Here is an 18,279-nt window from a genome sequence, read left to right on the forward strand (position 1 = left end):
CTCTAGTTATGTATCTTGTCTACATCCAAGCAACTTTTAAAAGGTTACATATACTAGAAAAGAAAGGAGGGAGAAAAGATATGAAGCCTCTTTCGGTGAAAAATTTAGCAATGATTACGGCAGGCTATCTAGTGCACGGGTCAGAGGATACACTGATTCAGCATGGGGCTTATCGATTAAAGCAAGTGAAAAAGTCCAATACGGCCCTTTTTACAAGTAAACGTATTGTTAATTGGAAAAATCTTGAGCCACTTTCTCCTCTAGTGCTAGTGACCGATAGAGCTTATCGGCCAACTGATATTCCCAATCATGTCATTATGATACAGGTAGCGAATGCAGAAGAGGCCTATTGGAAATTTGTCCATTTTTATCGCAGCCAGTTTCATATTCCGATTGTCGCAATCACAGGTACATCAGGCAAAACAACGACAAAAGAGATGATTAAACATATTCTTTCGGCTGATCGGAAAGTGACTGCGACGACATTGAGCAGCAATTCTAGAACGGCTTCTTTGCAATATTTACTGGGCATTGAGGATGAAACCGAGGCTGCCGTTTTTGAAACAGCAGTGGGCTCACCTGGAGACGTTACGAATGCAGGAAGATATTTCAAACCGACAATCGGTATTATTACGAATATCGGAGCCCATCATTTAAATTATTGCAAAACATTAGAAGGCTATATTCAAGCAAAGGGAGAAATGCTAGATATCGTTCATCCAAAAGGTACATTAATTATCAATGCTGAAGATATGAATACGAAAAAAATAGATGTTTCGAGATTTCGTGGGCGTTTGATTAGGGTAGGAAAGCATGACTCCTGTGATTTTCGCGCAAGCCATATCCACTACTATCAAAAAGGGATGAAATTTATTCTGCATCATGATAGAAAAAGCTATGACATACTTGTACCAGGGTTTGGAGAGCATCAGGTTTATAATGCTCTTGCTGCCATTGCCGCGGTCCATGATATGGGGATCCCTATTCCAGTCGCAGCACAACAGCTTCAATCATTCCGTCAATTAAAAAAACAACTGCAACTCTTTGAGGGCATTAATCATTCCATGTTATTGGATGATACATGGAGTATTACAACCACTTCCTTAGAGGCTGCCTTAAAAGTGTTGAATGAATTAGGTGACGGAAAGAAAAAGATTGCGGTTATTGGTACGATTACCGATTTAGGTTCGTGGGGCTACATTATTCACGAACAGGCGGGTGAATTAATTCAACGTATTGGCGTGGATGTCCTGATTACCATTGGAGAACACGCAAGGATTATGGCTGATCATGCAGTAAAGCTAGGATTTAGCGCGCCTGTTTATACATTTAAAAATAGTACGCTAGTCTATCCGTTATTGCAGAAGATTGTGGATGAAAATACCATCATTCTCATAAAGGGAGATATGTATAGCAAACAGGTCTCTAAACTAGCAACGGAGCTAAAGCTAAAGCCTCCACCACCTGCTGATTAGCTTTTTTAATATAGGATATTGACTGTGCCACATAGAAGAGCTTTCTAATAAGGTATAGTAATTGATCAAAAAGCAGCACGCTAGATCAAGAGAAGAAATAAGTCATCTACAAGATTGATAAAGAGAGGAGGCGTAGTACACTTGCAATCCATTAGTGTGCAGAAACTTAGGAATGTCCTACAGGGAAAGCTCATTCACGGATCTGAACAATGGTCTGTTAAGCAGGCGATCTACTATAATCGGCATGATTTAACAAAGAGCCATTCGCTCCTGTTTGTTAGTCGAAACGATCAAATCAATTGGCAAGAGATTGATCGGAAAGGTCCGTCTCTTATCATATCCGATAAACCGTCTACAGAGTTAAAAAATGCACTGGAGAATACAACCGTTTTACAAGTGAAAAGTGTTGCACAGGCATATTGGACATTTATCGAGTATTATCGTGGGCTCTTTGAAATTCCCGTTGTGGCTTTAACAGGAACTTGTGGGAAAACAACGACAAAAGAGATGTTAAAACATATTGCTAGTAAGCATTGGCAAGTGCAAGCATCCATCAGTAGTAAAAACGAGCCAAGGCAATCATTACCTTATTTAACAGGCATTGACGATAAAACACAAGCCGCTATCTTTGAATTAGGCTTAGGGAATACGGGGAATATTAAACATCAATGTATGATCTATCAGCCAACTATTGGCATCATTACAAACATTGGTGTGCATCATCTAGATGGCTGTCTCAATTTGGAGGGCTATATTAAGGCCAAGGCAGAAATTGTGGAAGGCATTAAAGAAGATGGCACGTTAATCATCAATGCTGATGATGCCAATACTAAAAAAATCTCATTGAAAAGATTTAAAGGGAAGATTATCAAGTTTGGCTTACAGGATACGGCAGATTACAAGGCTTCGAAAGTGGAGTTTGCCAATACGGGCATGAAATTTGTTTTAGAGGTAGCGGATGAAACATACAATGTGTTTGTCCCAGGCTATGGAGAGCATCAGGTCTATAATGCCTTAGCCGCGATTGCAGCTAGCCATGAAATGGGGCTGACCATTCGTCAGGCAATCGCAGGACTAAGAACATTTAAACAGATGGCAAGACATTTAGAATTTACGACAGGACTTGGTGACAGTACGATTATTGATGATACATGGACAAATAACCCAACATCTGTAGAGGCAGCCTTAAAAGTGCTAGATACGGTGGGAAAAGACAAAAAGGTCATTCTTGTTTTAGGGGATATAAAGCGATTAGGCAATTTTGAAGAAAAATATCATCGCGAAATCGGCTCCATGGTAGCAGTAAGAAAGATCGATACATTGATTACCATCGGCAAAAGGGCAGAGAAGATTGCCGATCAAGCGCAAAAGGATGGAACCAGCGCAGAGGTTCATACGTTTAAAGAGGTAGCAGGCGTTTTAGAATTATTGAAACCAAAGCTAGATGCGGACACGATAGTTTTAATTAAGGGACCGATGTCTAGTAGATCCATGATCGAATTTGCCAATAAACTAAAAAACGCATAGAAAAAGGGTGTCTCAAAATGAATGAGACACCCAATTCTTACTTATTTTAAAACACGCCGAGCTGTTACCCATGTTATGCTTAAACTTTGTTTCACAACAGTTCTTAGTCATATTAATATATTGATTACTCCCTATAATAGATCCTCGTTTGTGTGATTTCTATTGGTAGAGATGAATAATAAATCTACTTTTTGAAACTGAGATTTTTGAATACGTTTACCAACTAAAGCTTGTGTTTGCTAATTTATTCTTCAACTCAATACCATGTTTCTTAAAGACATAGTAAGTAAAACCTGTACTTGTAAAAGTCAGTGCACTTAACAGGGCGTAGAGTTATTTAGTAGAGATAACGCGCTTCGCAGTAATATAGTGTTGAGCATAATAATCAACAAATAATACTCTTGTCATGACACCATCGGAATTAGGGATGATGATACGGTGATCGCCTGCATAAATCCCTACAAGAGAAGGTTTTTTTGAACCTTTCACACTATTAAAGAAGACTAAATCACCCTTTTTCAAATTAGCACGCGCTACAGTTGATCCTTTGCTCATTAAACCGCTTAAAGAAGTTGATCCGAGTTTAACGCCACTTTTACGGTAGATGAAATCGACAAATGCTGGAGCGGTAAAGCGTAGACTTGACTCATTTGTTGTCGAGCTAATCGATACTTTATTTTTATAAGTCAGCGCATTCTCAACAATTTTATCGCCTTTTGTTGCAGGGTTGGCTGATAGCAGAGTAGGTAATACTCTACGTGCCGATACATAGTTTTCTTTATAATACGGCTTACTATTTAAATCAGAGATAACTATATTTTGTTTGGTATCAGCCATATGGATGATTTTATTGTCGCCAATATACATACCGACATGATCGGGATCAGTTCCCGTTTTTTTACTTTTAAAGAACACTAAATCGCCTTTTTGTAATTGGTTTCTCGCTACATAAGTCCCTTGCTGAATCATATAATTTTCATTATACGTACCAAGGTCTACCCCGTTTTTCTCGAAGATGTACATTAAAAATGAAGCACAAGAAAATTTGTATGGGTATGTAGGCTTGTAAACCGAATTGCTGTATGTTGCTTGCCCCATTAAGCTTTTACCAGTCTGAATTAATTGGTCTGCTTTTGCAGCTACCGCCTGTGCGTTGTTCTGAGCATTTGTAGTCGCAGCCTCTACTTGTATTGGCTGGATCGCTGTTTGCACCATTCCAAATGAACTAAATCCAATTGTTAATGCAAGTGTTGTAGATAAAAATCGTTTATTCATGTTGTGTAACCTCCTAAAGCATCTAGTAGGATTTCTCCTGTATACCTTTGCCATGGAAATAATCGTAGCATGAAAAAGTAGGGCTTCTGGGCGGTAAATGTTACCAGGGTAACTGAAGGGAGGGCTTCAACACTTGCTATAAAAGGCTTTATCAAGGGAATTTACAGTTTTATTACAAATGTTTCAGTAAGATGTAATATGGAACAATTCCATGAAAAAAGCTGCCCCAAAACGAGGCAGCCTACACGATTTTCTGTATCATTTCTACACGATTACCAAAGGGATCACGGAATTCAAAACGCTCGTAATGAGGAATAGGCACAGAATCGAGTATCTTGATTTGATGAGCTGCGAGTTTCTTCCGCCAATACTGAATATCCGCTACTTGATATGCAATATGCGCCTTTGTGGTCAAACGATCGAAGCCATCCTCTGTCCCTACATGGACCTCCTGTTGACCAAGCTGTAACCAAAATCCCCCACGTCCTTTAAGAGAATCAGGCTTCTCTAATTCTTGAAGTCCTAAGACATGACAATAAAAATCCTTCCCTTGCTCCTCACAACCTTTCGGAATTGTTATTTGCACATGATGTAAACCCATAATCATCTCAGACCGCCCCCTTTTTTTTCTTAATTATAGAGTAATTTCTAAATATTTGAAATGGATGGGAGGATAGAGTTTAAACTGGTGGATAGAATTCAAAAACTGGTGGATAGAATCATTAAATGGAAGGATAGAGTTTAAACTAGCGGATAGCGCTCCAAAAGTGGAGGATAGAATTCTAAAACTGGTGGATAGAATCATCAAATGGAAGGATAGAATTTAAACTGGCGGATAGAATTTCAAAAGTAGAGGATAGAATTCTAAAACTGGCGGATAGAATCATCAAATGGAAGGATAGAGTTTAAACTAGCGGATAGCGCTCCAAAAGTAGAGGATAGAATTCAAAAACTGGCGGATAGAATCATCAAATGGAAGGATAGAGTTTAAACTAGCGGATAGAATTTCAAAAGTAGTTGATAGAATTCAAAAACTGGTGGATAGAATTATCAAATTGAAGGATAGAGTTTAAACTGGTGGATAGAATTTCAAAAGTAGTTGATAGAATTCAAAAACTGGTGGATAGAATCATCAAATGGAAGGATAGGGTTTAAACTGGTGGATAGAACTTTAAAAGTGGAGGATAGCGCTTCAAATTAAGTGGATAAAACCTCAAAAGAGAGGGATAGAGCTCTAAATCTAATCTTTAGAACTTCAAAAGCCCAACATTTCTATTCTGTTAAGATTTAATACTATGGTATAATAATAAAAACGGAATAATAGGATAGAGGTACAAATTAGATTTTTTAATTTGTTTAAAAGGGAAGATCGGTGTGAATCCGACGCTGTCCCGCAACTGTAAATGGGAGCACATTTCAAAAGGCCACTGTTACGAGTCGTAATGGGAAGGTGAAAGGTGTGATGAACATAAGCCAGGAGACCTGCCTTTATCTAGTACAGCCAAAAAACCTACGCGGATAGGGGGTGTTGAGTGTGACTAGAGAATTTCTCCTGCATGCTCATAGTACGATGATTGCTAAAAAGGGTGCTTCTATGTTTAATAGAAAGCTTCTTTCCATCTGGCAATCACCGTATTATGTCGTGTATTTGTCATAGTAGACATCTTTCTGATGAGGGAAAGATGTTTTTTTATGTAAAAAATTAAAGGAGCGGTCCACATGAATCCACAAGTTGTTGAGTACTATGAAAGCTTATTCAAATTTGAAATTATGCAAGAGCCTAAACCCTTAAAGGAGCTTGTCGAACAATATGTTGGGCATGATGCTTCACATGAGCAATCTATTTTAGCAGCGTACGCAAATGTTTTGAAAGAATTAAGAGGATAGATGTTTGGCTACTTCGAAAAATGAAGTAGCCATTTTTTAATAAGCGCATGCTTTGACAATTAATAATAGTAGGCGTACAATTTCGTTGAACAATTGTTTTGAACGTTTGTTCAAAAAAGAGGTGAGAACTATCGATCAAAAAGAAAAAAATAAAGAGGTAAAGGATCAAATTTTACAAGCGGCAAAAACCTTGTTTTCATCAAGGGGCTTTGATGGCACCACGGTGAGACAAATTTGTGAAGAAGCAGATGTGTCACTTGCACTTGTTTCCTATCATTTTGGTGGCAAGGAAAATGTCTTTAATGCATTATTTGAACCGCTACGCCACACCTTTATGAATGCTCATTATGACGTTCAAGATTCAATCGGTGCGCTTCGTAGCTTTTGTCGTAACTTTGTTCTTTACCGAATCCAGGAGCATGAGTTAATTGATATATTACAGCAAGAAATAGTCATGAATAGTCCTAGGCTTGAGATGCTAAAGGATGTGTTTTTACCTTCCTGGGAGCAACTTCGGACAATTTTATTGGCTTGTCAGGAGCAACAGACCATTTACTTCGAGTCACTTGATGTTGCACTGAACTTTATTATGGGAACGTTAATGTATTCGTTGAACAATCCCTTTTTAAACCGTTCTTCATTACAAGCAACACCTGATCAGATTGCGGAGCTTGCAGTGAACTTCGTGTTACATGGTCTTCAAACAAACTTATAAAAAGAAGGTAATAGAATGAAAGCAGCAAAATTTTACGGTGTAAAAGATATTCGAGTAGAGGAGGCACAACTGCCAGCACTAGAACCAGGCATGGTGAAAGTAAAAGTTGCCTTTGCCGGAATTTGTGGTAGTGATTTACATGAATATGTTGGTGGGGCTTATGCATTCCGTACACAACCCGTATTAGGGCATGAATTTGCAGGTGTCGTTGTAGAGGTTGCAAAAAGCGTTACACAGACAAAAGTAGGAGATCGTGTGGCAGTGGAGCCACCAATTCCATGTGGTAAATGTGATAATTGTCGACGTGGCTATTCCAACTTATGTAAACGTGGTCAATCTTATGGCTATACAATTTCTGGCGGATTTGCAGAATATGCAGTTGTACAAGAAGAAAATATTCACCTTCTTCCTGACAATATGAGCCTAGAACTAGGCGCACTTGTTGAACCTACAGCAGTCGCGGTTCACGCAGTTCGTCAAAGTCAATTAAAGCTTGGCGATACAGCTGCTATTTTTGGTGCGGGTCCTATTGGTTTATTGGTCTTGCAGGCTGTGAAGGCTGCGGGAGCAAGTGAAATTTTTGTCGTAGAGGTTTCCGATGAACGACGCCAAAAAGCACTTGAATTAGGTGCAACGTATGTCATTAATCCAATTGATACGGATGCAGTAGCGTTTATACGTGAAAAAACAACTGGTGGGGTAGATGTTGCGTATGATGCAGCAGGTGTGCAAGCAACATTTACAAGCGGAGTTAGTGCTGTTCATCCAGGTGGCGAATTTAAAATCGTCAGCGTTTGGGAAAGACCTGTAGAATTTAACCCTAATGCGGTGGTTTCTCCAGAGGTAAAAATCAGTGGCTCGTTTGCCTATGTGAATATTTTCCCAGAAGTGATTCGATTACTTGCTCGTGGTGTAATTGATGGACAAGCTGTTATCACAAGCCAGATTGCAATAGAGGATATCGTGGAAAAAGGTTTTGAAGCTTTAACAAAGGATCGTAGCCAATGTAAAATTCTTGTGAATATGAGCATGTAATTGTCTGAAATCATAGCCGAACTTGAGGTTTGGCTATGATTTTTTGGGCCACCTTAATAACATAATACCAATTGGAATACATTTGTTTGTCATAAAACTGCCTTTAGGACTTCATTCATATTTCACTTTTTACTTATATAATTAATCTGCTATAAATAGAGAGATTGGAGATTAAATATGAAAAATTTGCTTTATTCTAGGTTTTGGCGACTTCATTTTTTCGCAGCACTTTTTATTACGCCTTTATTGCTGTCTCTCACATTAAGTGGGATTGGTTATTTGTTTTTTACAGATGTAGAAAATCGATTATATGACGATTATTTCTTTGGTGAGAGCCATAAGGAAGAGGTCTTAACAATTGATGATGCCGTGGAAAAAGCGGAGGCTGCATTTGCAGGATACTCTACTACGAAAGTGATTATGTTGGAGGAGCCATATAATACGCGTTTAACTTTATCAAATGGCACTAAACAAAAGTACGTATTTTTAGATGATCACAATCAAATGGTTGGTAGTCAGGACGCCGATTATACATTTTCAAATATTATGAGAAATACGCATAGCTCCCTCTTTATTGGTGGTACCTTTGTAAACTATTTAGTAGAGCTAGCAGCTTGTTGGACGATCTTTTTATTACTGTCAGGTCTTTATATGACATTCAAAGGAAATCTCCTAAAGAAGGGCAAGTCGGAGAATAAGAGGCAAAAAAGTAAGAGATTACATGCACTTGTTGGGACAATTATTACCATTCCAATGGTGATGTTTATTTCGACTGGGCTATTATGGTCTGCTTTTCAAGGTTCCATGCTTGCAGATATAGCGTCAGAAAATCCTACTTTTGGGTATCCATTACTCCAACAAAAGCTACCAACATCTGATGTCTCTGAAATACCATGGGCCACTCGTCAATTAGAGGCACCGACATCAGAAGGAGAACATGCCCAACATCATGGCGGTGGAGCTGTCCGTTATACGAACGATAGCCAAATGACGATTGCTCAGCTTGAAAAAGAAATCAATTCGATGAACATTGCTAAGCCTTACTCTATAATTTATCCGACAAACGGTGAGGGCGTCTATACAGTGGCGAAGGCTAGTAATTCTGGTGTAACAGGGCTAGATGTAAAACCTACAGCGGAAGCCACAATGTATTTTGATCAGTATAGTGGCAAGTTTATCGATCAAGTGAATTATGACGATTATGGCCCATTAGCTAAATTCTTTACATGGGGAATACCATTACATGAGGGGCATTTATTCGGCTGGCCGAATAAGCTTTTAAACTTAGTGGTTTGTCTAGCCTTCTTAGCCGTAATCGTGTGGGGCATTCGCACTTGGATTTTACGTAGAAAAAAAGGGGAGCTGTCTGCACCACCGCAAATTTCTCATAAAATATCCATGCCATTCATTATTTTCCTTGTCATATTAGGGATTATGATGCCGCTATTTGGTGCGTCATTAATCGCTGTGGTAGTAATTGAATTTATCCTTTTAGGTTGGCAAACAAAGAAGAAGCTAAGAGCACAAGAAACTAAATAAAGCAAAGATGATACGGCACAGCGGGTTTGTGCCGTATCTTTTTTTGTTTATTTCATTTATAGGAACGCAATACTATACTGAAGCGGCAAAAATGTTTATAGATTTTTCAGCATGATTTTATAAAGTTTTAAGATTTGTATGGTACATTGCTAGTAGTTTCAGCTTATGGGGGTATGTAAATGTCAATAAAAACAAGGTTTTTGCTATCTTATGTGGGTGTCATCATCATTGCCATCACACTATTACTAGCAGCGGTTTTTCTTTTTTCCTTTGCCATTACAGGTGATGTCAAAGCGATTGAGCATTTTTATAAAAAATCTTATGTCCAAAAGCCTTTGACGACAGTAGAGGAAAATGCGTTTCTAGATTTAAAATTACTAGCTAAAAAAAGTCCCCAGCAGCTTTTAGATCTCGAACAGCTTGAACAAATCAATGCGCCTTCGATAGAGATTGTGGTACGAAAAGATCATCAAATCGTGTATTCAACACAGAAAGAGCATAAACAATTATTGCTTCAAAGCTTACCTAGCTTTGAAGCGACCAATATTAATTCTCGTGACACCATCATGATAAATCGAGCCTTTTATACGTATGTTAAATTTGATTTTTATTTTCCAGATCAAACAGAGGGCAGTATTTTCGTATTGAGAGAGGTTAGTTCCCATGCAGAGGTAACGAGGGAACTGCTACCGATTCTTTTAGGTATTTTATTTGTCCTGTTTATGATGATTATTGGCTTTTTAAATTATTTAGTATCAAGAAGTATTATTAAACCGATTTCGGCATTAAAGGAAGGGGCAGAACGAATTAAATCGGGCGACTTGGATTTTGAAATTGCGACCCACTCGAAGGATGAAATTGGTCAGCTGAATCGGTCATTCGAGGAAATGAGAGTCAAATTAAAAGAATCTATCCAGCTTCAGCTTCAATATGAGGAAAATCGAAAGGAGCTCATCTCCAATATCTCCCATGATTTAAAAACGCCGATGACTTCCATTATCGGCTATGTGGAGGGCATTAAAGATGGTGTGGCAAATACAGAGGAAAAGATGGATAAATATTTAACTACTATCTATACAAAGGCAAAGGATATGGATGTATTAATTGATGAGCTATTCTTATTTTCTAAATTGGATTTAAAAAAGATTCCCTTCCAATTGGAAAGCATCAATCTCCACCAATATATGCATGATTATGTAGAGGATGCAAGCTTTGATTTTATTGCACGAGATATTCATTTACAATATCTATCAGCAGGCTCGCCGCTTTTGGCAATGGTGGACCGAGATAAATTAAGACGTGTCCTGACGAACCTTTTAAGTAATAGCGAAAAATATATGGATAAGCCATATAAGCAAATCATTATTTCCTTGCATGAGCGAGCAGAGGATGCGATTATTCAGGTAACAGATAATGGTGCAGGCATTGATCCTGTCGCATTGCCCTATATTTTTGATCGATTTTACCGTGCGGAGCCTTCACGTAATTCGCAAACAGGAGGCAGTGGCTTAGGGTTAGCCATTGCCAAACAAATCGTTGTTGAAATGGGTGGCGATATTTGGGCAAAGAGTGAATTAGCAAAGGGGACGAGCATATTCATTTCATTGAAAAAGGCTGAGGAGAAGGTGAATCATCATGAAAAAAATTCTGCTAATTGAAGACGAAGTGAGCATAGCTGAGCTTCAACGAGATTATTTAGAGATTAATGGCTTTACAGTAGATATCCAACATCATGGAGAGGATGGGCTACAGCAGGCACTTAAAGGTAATTATGATTTAATCATTTTGGATATTATGCTACCAGGGATAAGTGGCTTTGACATTTGTAAACAGATTCGAGCGGTACACAATATTCCCATTTTATTTGTTTCAGCTAAAAAGGAGGATATTGATAAAATTCGTGGTCTTGGACTAGGGGCGGATGATTATATTACAAAACCATTTAGTCCGAGTGAATTAGTGGCAAGGGTCAAGGCCCATTTGTCGAGATATGAGCGTCTGGCGACCCATCAACAAACAAATCATATGATGTCCATTCATGGTATTACAATCGATACTTCGGCTAGAAAGGTGTTTGTTAATGGTGAGGAGATTGCCTTTACAACGAAGGAATTTGATTTACTTGTCTTTTTTGTTAGACACCCCAATCAAGTATTAAGTAAGGAACAGCTATATGAGCGAAACTGGGGCTATGAATCAGCTGCAGACGTTTCGACTGTCACTGTTCATATACGAAAGCTACGTGAAAAAATTGAACGAGAGCCAGCGCATCCCAAGTTTTTGGAAACAGTATGGGGTGCAGGCTATCGCTTCAATGTTTAAGTAAAACTACCTCGTCCTTGTGGCGGGGTAGTTTTTTTAGACTTTTTTAAGAATTCGTTAATGGGCAATTTAGCATTACCGCTTACACTGAGGAAAGAAAGGCGGTGTATTAAAATTGAAAAAAAGGCAGGCAGTTATCATTGCATTAACATTTTTACTTCAAGGGTGTGCCTCAATCGATACAGAAACAATACAGCATGATAAAGGTGGGAGTGAAGTGGTGGGAACAGAATGGGCGAGTGAGTTGCTCAAGGCAGCTGAAAGGGGAGATATCGATGGGCTTCAACATGCTTTGAAACAAAAAGGGGACATCAATGTACAAGATTCAAATAATCGAACAGCTTTGATGATAGCTACCTATAATCAGGATATAGAGGCAGTTAAATTATTAATAGATGCAGGAGCAGATGTTAATATTCAGGATAATCAGCAAAATACGCCATTTCTCTATGCAGGTGCGGAGGGCTATCTGGCTATTTTAAAGATGACCATTCAAGCTGGTGCTGATCCGACTATTTTAAATCGATATGGGGGGACAGCACTCATACCAGCAGCAGAGCATGGTCATGTGGAGGTCATCGAGGAGCTATTGAGCAATACCGATATTGACGTCAATCATGTGAATCATTTAGGCTGGACAGCCCTTATGGAGGCGATTGTCTTAAATAACGGCAATCCAACACAGCAAACCGTAATACAACGACTAATTGAACATGGTGCTGATGTAAATATTCCCGATCAAAATAACGTGACACCTCTGCAACATGCAAAACAACGAGGATTTAAAGCAATCGAGCAAATTCTACTTGCAGCAGGCGCAAAGTAACCCAAACTGTAGAGACGGCTCTCTACAGTTTTCTTAGTGTTGAAAAACAAAACAGTCAATTGAAAGGTAGAAATGGATTTCCGTTGCAGGCTACTTGCTTTCCTGTGGGCGAGCGCCGAATCACTTCCTCCGCTACCGCTCCATTTAGAGTTTCGCCTGTCTTGCTATCCCACGGGAGTCAAGCAGCCTTCCACTCCAACCCACTAACTTATTAGCAAAGGTTTTCAAATAAAGTGAAGGTGTTCACTACTCTTTATGAAGAGGTGTTGTCATGCATCACTTCTCCACATTGAAAATAACAACTTATCCCCTCTAAGAATACAGTTAATGGACGATTTGTTACTATAAAAAAGTAAAGACACTTTGCAGAATGGTTGATTGGAGTGGAGCCAGCGTCACAGAGGAGACCCTGGAGCGAACGTAAGTGAGTGAAGCGGCTCATCGGACGCCCCCTGGAAAGGACGCTGGTGTAACGGAAATCAACCCCTCGACTTGCAAAGTTGCTTTTTTTTGGCGTTGACATCATCTTTTTTCAACAACATGCAAACTGTAGAGACAGCTCTCTACAGTTTTTTGTTCTTAAATTATTTTTCCTATTTTTTAATTCTTTTTTAATAGTTTATTTATTAGCAGTTTAGATATGGACTTTATGATAAATTTTGTAAACCAAATTACACCATAAAGGAGAGTTCAACAAATGAAATTAAGAAAACGTATTGTCCCAGCAGCATTGGCTTTATCCGTAGTATCAGCAGGTCTAGTAACCATAGGCGAGCCATTAAATGCAGATGCGGCAAGCAATAAAGCAGTAGTAGCGGAAAACGAGCAAGTAGCTAAAATTACAAACATCAAGCCATTAAATACAATGACACTACAAATTACATTTAATCAGCCATTAGCAGCAGCTGATGTAGACCTAAATCATTTAGATGCTATAAAAAAACATTTTACGTTTAATGGAGATTTAGAGATTGTCAATGTGCCACGCTTAATGACAGGCTCTAAGAGTACATATATTGTACCAACAACTTTCCAAGAAGATGATTTTATCTATACATTGAGCTATAAAGAGCAACGCAATAAAGTTTTTGAGGGCACAGATGAAAAGGTATATGTACGCAATGTGGAGCAAGTCACAAATGATACATTTACATTGGAATCCTTTCAGGAGGATGGCGTAGTAGATTATGCTAATATTATTGAAGCCTATCGCGCAGGCCGTGGAGATTTAGCATTTAGCTTAGATGGTCATAATCGAGATGCTAGCGGCAAACGCTTTGATGTTATTTCTTCCTTACGTGATCGCTATGTGACGGTGAGAACAAGTGAGGGAGAAGAGTTTGTTGCTAATTATGTACCATTTACACAAGCAGCTGATGGCAGACAGGCTCCTCAATTTAGACTCCCTGCTGGCAAGGTTTTAAAACCAGGTGTGACTTACCGTGTGTATGCACAATGGGCGGAAATAGATGTAAGGAGCTTTGTAGCGAAAGAAATCGCGCCAATCACTCTGCAAACAGCAAAAGCAATGGATGAAAAATCCTTTGAATTACAATTAAGAAACGATCCGCAATCTGATTTACTTGCTGGCCGAAGTGTAGCGTTAAAAGGCAGTGATGGGAGTACATTGCAAGCACAATATCGTTATTCATCACGTAAAGGTGCTGTGGGCATTTTTGATCTAACGAATGGTGGTACGTTAAAAGCAAATGTCAGCTATACCGTAATCTCATTAAACAACTGGGCTATAGCAACAGATTTAGTTCTACAAGGAAAATAAATGTTCTTTTGCTTAATAAAATAATGAATCTGTCATTTGAAGCTTAAATAAATGGAACGTATTTTATGCTAACATTGTAAAAATCTCGTCACAGCTGTGGCGAGATTTTTTTATAGCCAGCCTTTTTCACCTGCTACCTGAGCGGCTTGCTGTCTAGATTCAACTTGTAGCTTTTGAATAGAGGTAGATAAATAATTGCGAATCGTGCCCTTCGTTAAAAATAACTGCTTACTGATTTCGTTTGTGGTCAAGCCTTTTTTGACTAGCTGAAGCACCGCAATTTCTCGTTCATTTAAAGGGTTTTGCTCCTTCATAAATAAGGAGGCGGCTAAATCCTTGCTGACCACCTTTTCTCCTTGCATGATTTTTCGAATAGTAGCAATTAAATAATCGATGGGTTCATCTTTCAATAGATAGCCGTGTACCTCGCAATCCATTGCCTTCTGCAAATAACCAGGGCGTGCAAAGGTTGTTACAATCATTACCTTGCAAGGGAGGTTGGCTTGTTTAATTTTTTCAGCAAGCTCAAGCCCTGATAGATGGGGCATTTCAATATCGACTAGGCAAATATCTGGTGGCTCCTGCTGGATCAATTCCCATGCTTGTTGTCCATCTGCAACCTCAGCTATGACCTCAATATCAGGCTCAAACGCTAGTAGCGAAGTTAGGGCACCACGTAACATTTGTTGGTCTTCTGCTAGTAATACACGTATCATGTTAGAGGCTCCTTTCCATCTTGAATTGGTAGAGTGAGGGTGACGCTGGTGCCTACTGGTGTGTCACTTTCAATCAGGGCAAAGCCTTGCAGCATATGCATTCTTTCTTTTATGGAGTGGATGCCATTCCCACGTCCTTGTGACTGTAAACCGATGCCATCGTCTTTCATCACAAGTGTATAGTGTCCAGCACAACATTGAATGGCGAAATGACATTTTTTTGCCTGACTATGCTTGAGAATATTCGTAGTCGTCTCTCGTACACATAGAGCAAGCATCGTTTCCTCCACACTAGAAAGTACGATTTGAGGACATTGATTGTCAAGGGTTGTCGTAATATTCGCGCTTTGTAAAAGCTGTTGGCAATGGATAAGCTCCGTTTGCAACGAAATAAAATTCATATCAGACACAAGCTCACGTACTTGTTTTAAGGCGGTACGGGTAGTGGCTAATATGTCATGTAGCTCAGGCTTCACGCTTGAAGGATCTCGGTCAATCAGTTTGGTCGTTAGTTCGGTTTTTACTTTAATCATTGTGAGCGTATGGCCAATTGTATCATGAAGGTCTCTAGCGATCCGTTGTCGTTCCTCTTGCTGAACAAGCTGTGTATTTACGTCTGCCAGCTCAGCCTGCAGATTTTTCGACTTTTCCACAAAATAAATGAGAATCGGGAGCACCAGTTGAAACATCATAATCGGCACTAGTACCTGTGATTCCCTTGGTAAAAGGGAATCTGTTGTCATGTACAAAACCGTCAAAAACATGACAGCGATGGCTACAATCCCACAGGCAATATGCCATTTTGATTTTGCACGTCCTAGTAAATCGGCAAAGGTAAAGCCAAAAATAAGCATAAAAGGATCGACAATTATGCTAAGTAAGGTGATAAGGATAAAGGCTACTAGAGATGCAGTAAGTAGCGTCCAATCTCGATGCCATAAAGCAATGTAGAAGGCTATTAGGTATAAAAGGAGCACTGTTATTTTCATAGCTAAGGGAAGGGAATGAGACCCTAATACTAATGCGAATAGGAAAATGACAGAAGCTGCATCAATGATTAAATAATGCTTAATTTGTTCTCTAGGATATATTTTTATTACTAGCACCATCCTTTATTGCTGATTACTGTGTCATCGCTTGAAGGGCTTTTTTACGAATCCATTCCATAGGGCCCATTTGAAATTTCTGTAACCAAGCGAATGCTATAACAAGTTGTAAGATTGATAGAGATAGCCAAATACCAATGACAGTGAAGCTATTGACTTGCCCACCTAAGCCAAGCCCCCAGCCATAAAAAATAATCGACGCAAGCACATTTTGGAGGACATAGCAGCTTAAAGACATTTTACCAACATGAGCAAAGCGCTGCCAAAGCCAGTCTAGCCTCTTATATTCTACCAGTTTACCTAAAATTCCAATATAGCCAATGGATAGAAGAGGGGCACAAAGATAGCGAACAGGTAAATCAAAAAGCCCACCAGGAATAAAAATAAGCAGATTGATAGGAAAGCCAACGAATACACCGATATTAAAGAGCTTTTGTCGAGTTTGACGTCCTTTGTCTGTTGGTGAAAATACCTCATTACGCATGAACTTCACGCCAAGTAAAAATAAAAAGACATTCATCGGGATAATAAATATAGCTTCTGAGCGATAAAATAAAAAGTTTGTGAGACGATGCTGCACCTGCGCAAACCATGTGCCATGTTCATAGAGCTCAGAAACGGATGCCATACCATTTAATGAAACACCAGCTCCTTGTAAGGTACTGGTAAAAATAAGCAGAATCATTAGGATGTGAAAGCCACCAAAAAAATAAAAGGCTCCTGTCATGACCTTATCACCCAAACGTACAATAAAAGCGACTATGAATGCTGTGACAGCATAGCTCATTAAAATATCATACTCCATCACAAGCGTGTAGTGCAGTAGCCCCTCTAACCCTAAGAAGACGATAGTCCACAAGTACACTCCTGGCCAGGCTGTACCTCTCCGTAAGGCTTGCTGATATTTTAATTGCAGGCCAACTCCAAACATAATTGTTAACAATCCAAGCAGCTTGCCATTAACGAAAAATAATACGACCATACGTAAAAAATCATTGAAGGACCACCAACCAGAATAATCACTTGTTGTTATATATGATAAATCACCAAGATAAGCAAAAATCCAAATATTTGTGCCAAGCGTTCCTAAGACGGCAAAGCCTCTTAACATATCGATAAAGGGAAGTCTTTGTTGTGTTTGCATTAGTTCGATCACTCTTTCTTTGTTTTCTTACCTTAAGGATAAGAAAATTTCAAGAGAAAACCTATTCACACCAGTCAAAGAATCTTGATGACAGGTGTCATAAAGTATGCTGAGACAGCACAAAAACCAGCAAAGTTTTTGCTGCCGGCTCATTATTTTGTACAGGTATAGATGCGATAGTCTAAAATGTCTTCGTATTTTTCATTCATGGCAATATGCTGATCCATGATTTTATAGAATTTGGATTCCATATCTGTGGAAACTTGAAATTCAGGCTTGGATGAGATGGATTTGTTTTTTTGTATATGGATATCATAAAAACCAGCCTGTTGCAGTAGTCTTACCCAATCCTTTTTCCTGAGGAGAGACTGAAAGCCGTAAAATTGTTGGAGGTCGTCTGCAAGTTCGGTACGAAGTGTTTGAGGAATGGTAAATTCGATAGCAATGAAGCGGCCACCTTTTTTCAATAAACGATAAATTTCCTGCAAAGCCTGCTGCAAATTAACAAAGGCCAGAACCGACTCAGCTAGAATCAAGTCAAATGTCTCGTTCGCTAACGAGGTTTGTTCAATAGAGCCTTGCAGAAGTTTAACAGGTAGACGCGCTTTATGCATTCGCTGACGAGCCTTTTCTATCATGATGGGCTGAATATCGAGACCTGTGACGTTTGCTTGATAGGAAGATGCTAAATAAGCAGCCGTTTGCCCTGTACCACATCCCACATCTAAAATATGTGTGTTTTGCTCGATATTCTCCGCTTGCAAAACAGCCTTTGATAGATTAATGCCCCCAGGATGTGCGCCTCCGACCCCGAACTTAGCTAAAAAGGTAAGATAATGAGAGTCTTGTATAGTACCACCTTCTTTTCTCTTATAGTATGACAGGGAAACTAGTATGGTTCCCTTATTATTTTTAACCTCTTCTTCAAAAGT

Annotated in this window: 17 protein-coding genes and 1 riboswitch; of the genes, 11 read left to right on the forward strand and 6 right to left on the reverse strand. The window is 39.1% G+C overall.

The window, feature by feature from the left end; genetic code table 11:
• The first annotated feature begins 80 nt into the window (after positions 1 to 80).
• Both VK91_RS02030 and murF read left to right on the forward strand, forming a co-directional pair.
• A complete protein-coding gene (locus tag VK91_RS02030) occupies positions 81 to 1,475 on the forward strand; it encodes a UDP-N-acetylmuramoyl-tripeptide--D-alanyl-D-alanine ligase (RefSeq protein ID WP_048390274.1) in 1,395 nt (464 codons plus the stop codon).
• A gap of 141 nt (positions 1,476 to 1,616) precedes the next feature.
• A complete protein-coding gene (gene murF, locus VK91_RS02035) occupies positions 1,617 to 3,002 on the forward strand; it encodes a UDP-N-acetylmuramoyl-tripeptide--D-alanyl-D-alanine ligase (RefSeq protein ID WP_048390276.1) in 1,386 nt (461 codons plus the stop codon).
• Positions 3,003 to 3,335: 333 nt separating this feature from the next.
• On the opposite strand, the gene VK91_RS02040 is transcribed toward murF, so the two are convergent.
• On the reverse strand, positions 3,336 to 4,277 hold the full coding sequence (locus tag VK91_RS02040; RefSeq protein WP_231595546.1) for a C40 family peptidase: 942 nt from the start codon (positions 4,275 to 4,277) through the stop codon (positions 3,336 to 3,338).
• A gap of 241 nt (positions 4,278 to 4,518) precedes the next feature.
• Entirely contained in the window at positions 4,519 to 4,884 is a 366-nt protein-coding gene (locus tag VK91_RS02045; protein WP_048390278.1) for a VOC family protein, read from the reverse strand.
• 705 nt (positions 4,885 to 5,589) lie between these two features.
• A riboswitch (cobalamin riboswitch) is annotated at positions 5,590 to 5,782 on the forward strand.
• Positions 5,783 to 5,811: 29 nt separating this feature from the next.
• Here VK91_RS02045 and VK91_RS23155 point away from each other — a divergent pair.
• From VK91_RS23155 to VK91_RS02080, 9 genes are all read left to right on the forward strand, one after another.
• Positions 5,812 to 5,934, forward strand: a complete 123-nt coding sequence (locus VK91_RS23155; RefSeq protein WP_004229388.1) for a hypothetical protein — start codon at positions 5,812 to 5,814, stop codon at positions 5,932 to 5,934.
• 62 nt (positions 5,935 to 5,996) lie between these two features.
• Positions 5,997 to 6,164, forward strand: coding sequence for a hypothetical protein (locus VK91_RS22795; protein ID WP_167444835.1), 168 nt, complete (start codon positions 5,997 to 5,999; stop codon positions 6,162 to 6,164).
• Between the two features lie 85 nt (positions 6,165 to 6,249).
• A complete protein-coding gene (locus VK91_RS02050; RefSeq protein ID WP_231595547.1) occupies positions 6,250 to 6,879 on the forward strand; it encodes a TetR/AcrR family transcriptional regulator in 630 nt (209 codons plus the stop codon).
• A 15-nt stretch (positions 6,880 to 6,894) separates the two neighbouring features.
• Complete coding sequence (locus tag VK91_RS02055; RefSeq protein ID WP_048390279.1) at positions 6,895 to 7,914, forward strand: 2,3-butanediol dehydrogenase; 1,020 nt, start codon at positions 6,895 to 6,897, stop codon at positions 7,912 to 7,914.
• Positions 7,915 to 8,091: 177 nt separating this feature from the next.
• A complete protein-coding gene (locus VK91_RS02060; RefSeq protein WP_048390281.1) occupies positions 8,092 to 9,453 on the forward strand; it encodes a PepSY domain-containing protein in 1,362 nt (453 codons plus the stop codon).
• Positions 9,454 to 9,632: 179 nt separating this feature from the next.
• On the forward strand, positions 9,633 to 11,111 hold the full coding sequence (locus VK91_RS02065) for a cell wall metabolism sensor histidine kinase WalK (protein WP_048390284.1): 1,479 nt from the start codon (positions 9,633 to 9,635) through the stop codon (positions 11,109 to 11,111).
• The gene (locus tag VK91_RS02070; protein ID WP_048390285.1) at positions 11,089 to 11,775 is read left to right on the forward strand and encodes a response regulator transcription factor; all 687 of its coding nucleotides are present in this window, start codon (positions 11,089 to 11,091) and stop codon (positions 11,773 to 11,775) included. Before VK91_RS02065 ends, VK91_RS02070 begins: the two co-directional genes overlap by 23 nt.
• A 115-nt stretch (positions 11,776 to 11,890) precedes the next feature.
• Positions 11,891 to 12,601 carry an ankyrin repeat domain-containing protein gene (locus tag VK91_RS02075; protein ID WP_082148102.1) on the forward strand — a complete coding sequence of 237 codons (711 nt, stop codon included), beginning with the start codon at positions 11,891 to 11,893 and terminating at the stop codon, positions 12,599 to 12,601.
• 697 nt (positions 12,602 to 13,298) lie between these two features.
• Entirely contained in the window at positions 13,299 to 14,381 is a 1,083-nt protein-coding gene (locus VK91_RS02080; protein ID WP_048390288.1) for a hypothetical protein, read from the forward strand.
• 110 nt (positions 14,382 to 14,491) lie between these two features.
• On the opposite strand, the gene VK91_RS02085 is transcribed toward VK91_RS02080, so the two are convergent.
• From VK91_RS02085 to VK91_RS02100, 4 genes are all read right to left on the reverse strand, one after another.
• Positions 14,492 to 15,097: a response regulator transcription factor gene (locus tag VK91_RS02085; RefSeq protein WP_004229368.1), complete on the reverse strand. Its 606-nt coding sequence runs from the start codon at positions 15,095 to 15,097 to the stop codon at positions 14,492 to 14,494.
• Positions 15,094 to 16,206 carry a sensor histidine kinase gene (locus VK91_RS02090; RefSeq protein WP_048390290.1) on the reverse strand — a complete coding sequence of 371 codons (1,113 nt, stop codon included), beginning with the start codon at positions 16,204 to 16,206 and terminating at the stop codon, positions 15,094 to 15,096. Before VK91_RS02090 ends, VK91_RS02085 begins: the two co-directional genes overlap by 4 nt.
• Before the next feature lie 13 nt (positions 16,207 to 16,219).
• Positions 16,220 to 17,347: a DUF418 domain-containing protein gene (locus tag VK91_RS02095; RefSeq protein WP_048390293.1), complete on the reverse strand. Its 1,128-nt coding sequence runs from the start codon at positions 17,345 to 17,347 to the stop codon at positions 16,220 to 16,222.
• Positions 17,348 to 17,499: 152 nt separating this feature from the next.
• Positions 17,500 to 18,132, reverse strand: coding sequence for a class I SAM-dependent methyltransferase (locus VK91_RS02100; protein WP_281217076.1), 633 nt, complete (start codon positions 18,130 to 18,132; stop codon positions 17,500 to 17,502).
• Positions 18,133 to 18,279: the final 147 nt, after the last annotated feature.

Source organism: Lysinibacillus sp. LK3, assembly GCF_001043675.1.
GTDB classification, from domain to species: domain Bacteria; phylum Bacillota; class Bacilli; order Bacillales_A; family Planococcaceae; genus Lysinibacillus; species Lysinibacillus capsici.

Excerpts from the sequence above, each read along its gene's own strand:
- VK91_RS02030 (WP_048390274.1), top strand. The coding sequence starts at position 81 with ATGAAGCCTCTTTCGGTGAAAAATTTAGCAATGATTACGGCAGGCTAT.
- VK91_RS02040 (WP_231595546.1), bottom strand. The coding sequence starts at position 4,277 with ATGAATAAACGATTTTTATCTACAACACTTGCATTAACAATTGGATTT.
- VK91_RS02045 (WP_048390278.1), bottom strand. The coding sequence starts at position 4,884 with ATGATTATGGGTTTACATCATGTGCAAATAACAATTCCGAAAGGTTGT.
- VK91_RS22795 (WP_167444835.1), top strand. The coding sequence starts at position 5,997 with ATGAATCCACAAGTTGTTGAGTACTATGAAAGCTTATTCAAATTTGAA.
- VK91_RS02055 (WP_048390279.1), top strand. The coding sequence starts at position 6,895 with ATGAAAGCAGCAAAATTTTACGGTGTAAAAGATATTCGAGTAGAGGAG.
- VK91_RS02060 (WP_048390281.1), top strand. The coding sequence starts at position 8,092 with ATGAAAAATTTGCTTTATTCTAGGTTTTGGCGACTTCATTTTTTCGCA.
- VK91_RS02065 (WP_048390284.1), top strand. The coding sequence starts at position 9,633 with ATGTCAATAAAAACAAGGTTTTTGCTATCTTATGTGGGTGTCATCATC.
- VK91_RS02070 (WP_048390285.1), top strand. The coding sequence starts at position 11,089 with ATGAAAAAAATTCTGCTAATTGAAGACGAAGTGAGCATAGCTGAGCTT.
- VK91_RS02080 (WP_048390288.1), top strand. The coding sequence starts at position 13,299 with ATGAAATTAAGAAAACGTATTGTCCCAGCAGCATTGGCTTTATCCGTA.
- VK91_RS02085 (WP_004229368.1), bottom strand. The coding sequence starts at position 15,097 with ATGATACGTGTATTACTAGCAGAAGACCAACAAATGTTACGTGGTGCC.
- VK91_RS02090 (WP_048390290.1), bottom strand. The coding sequence starts at position 16,206 with ATGGTGCTAGTAATAAAAATATATCCTAGAGAACAAATTAAGCATTAT.
- VK91_RS02095 (WP_048390293.1), bottom strand. The coding sequence starts at position 17,347 with ATGCAAACACAACAAAGACTTCCCTTTATCGATATGTTAAGAGGCTTT.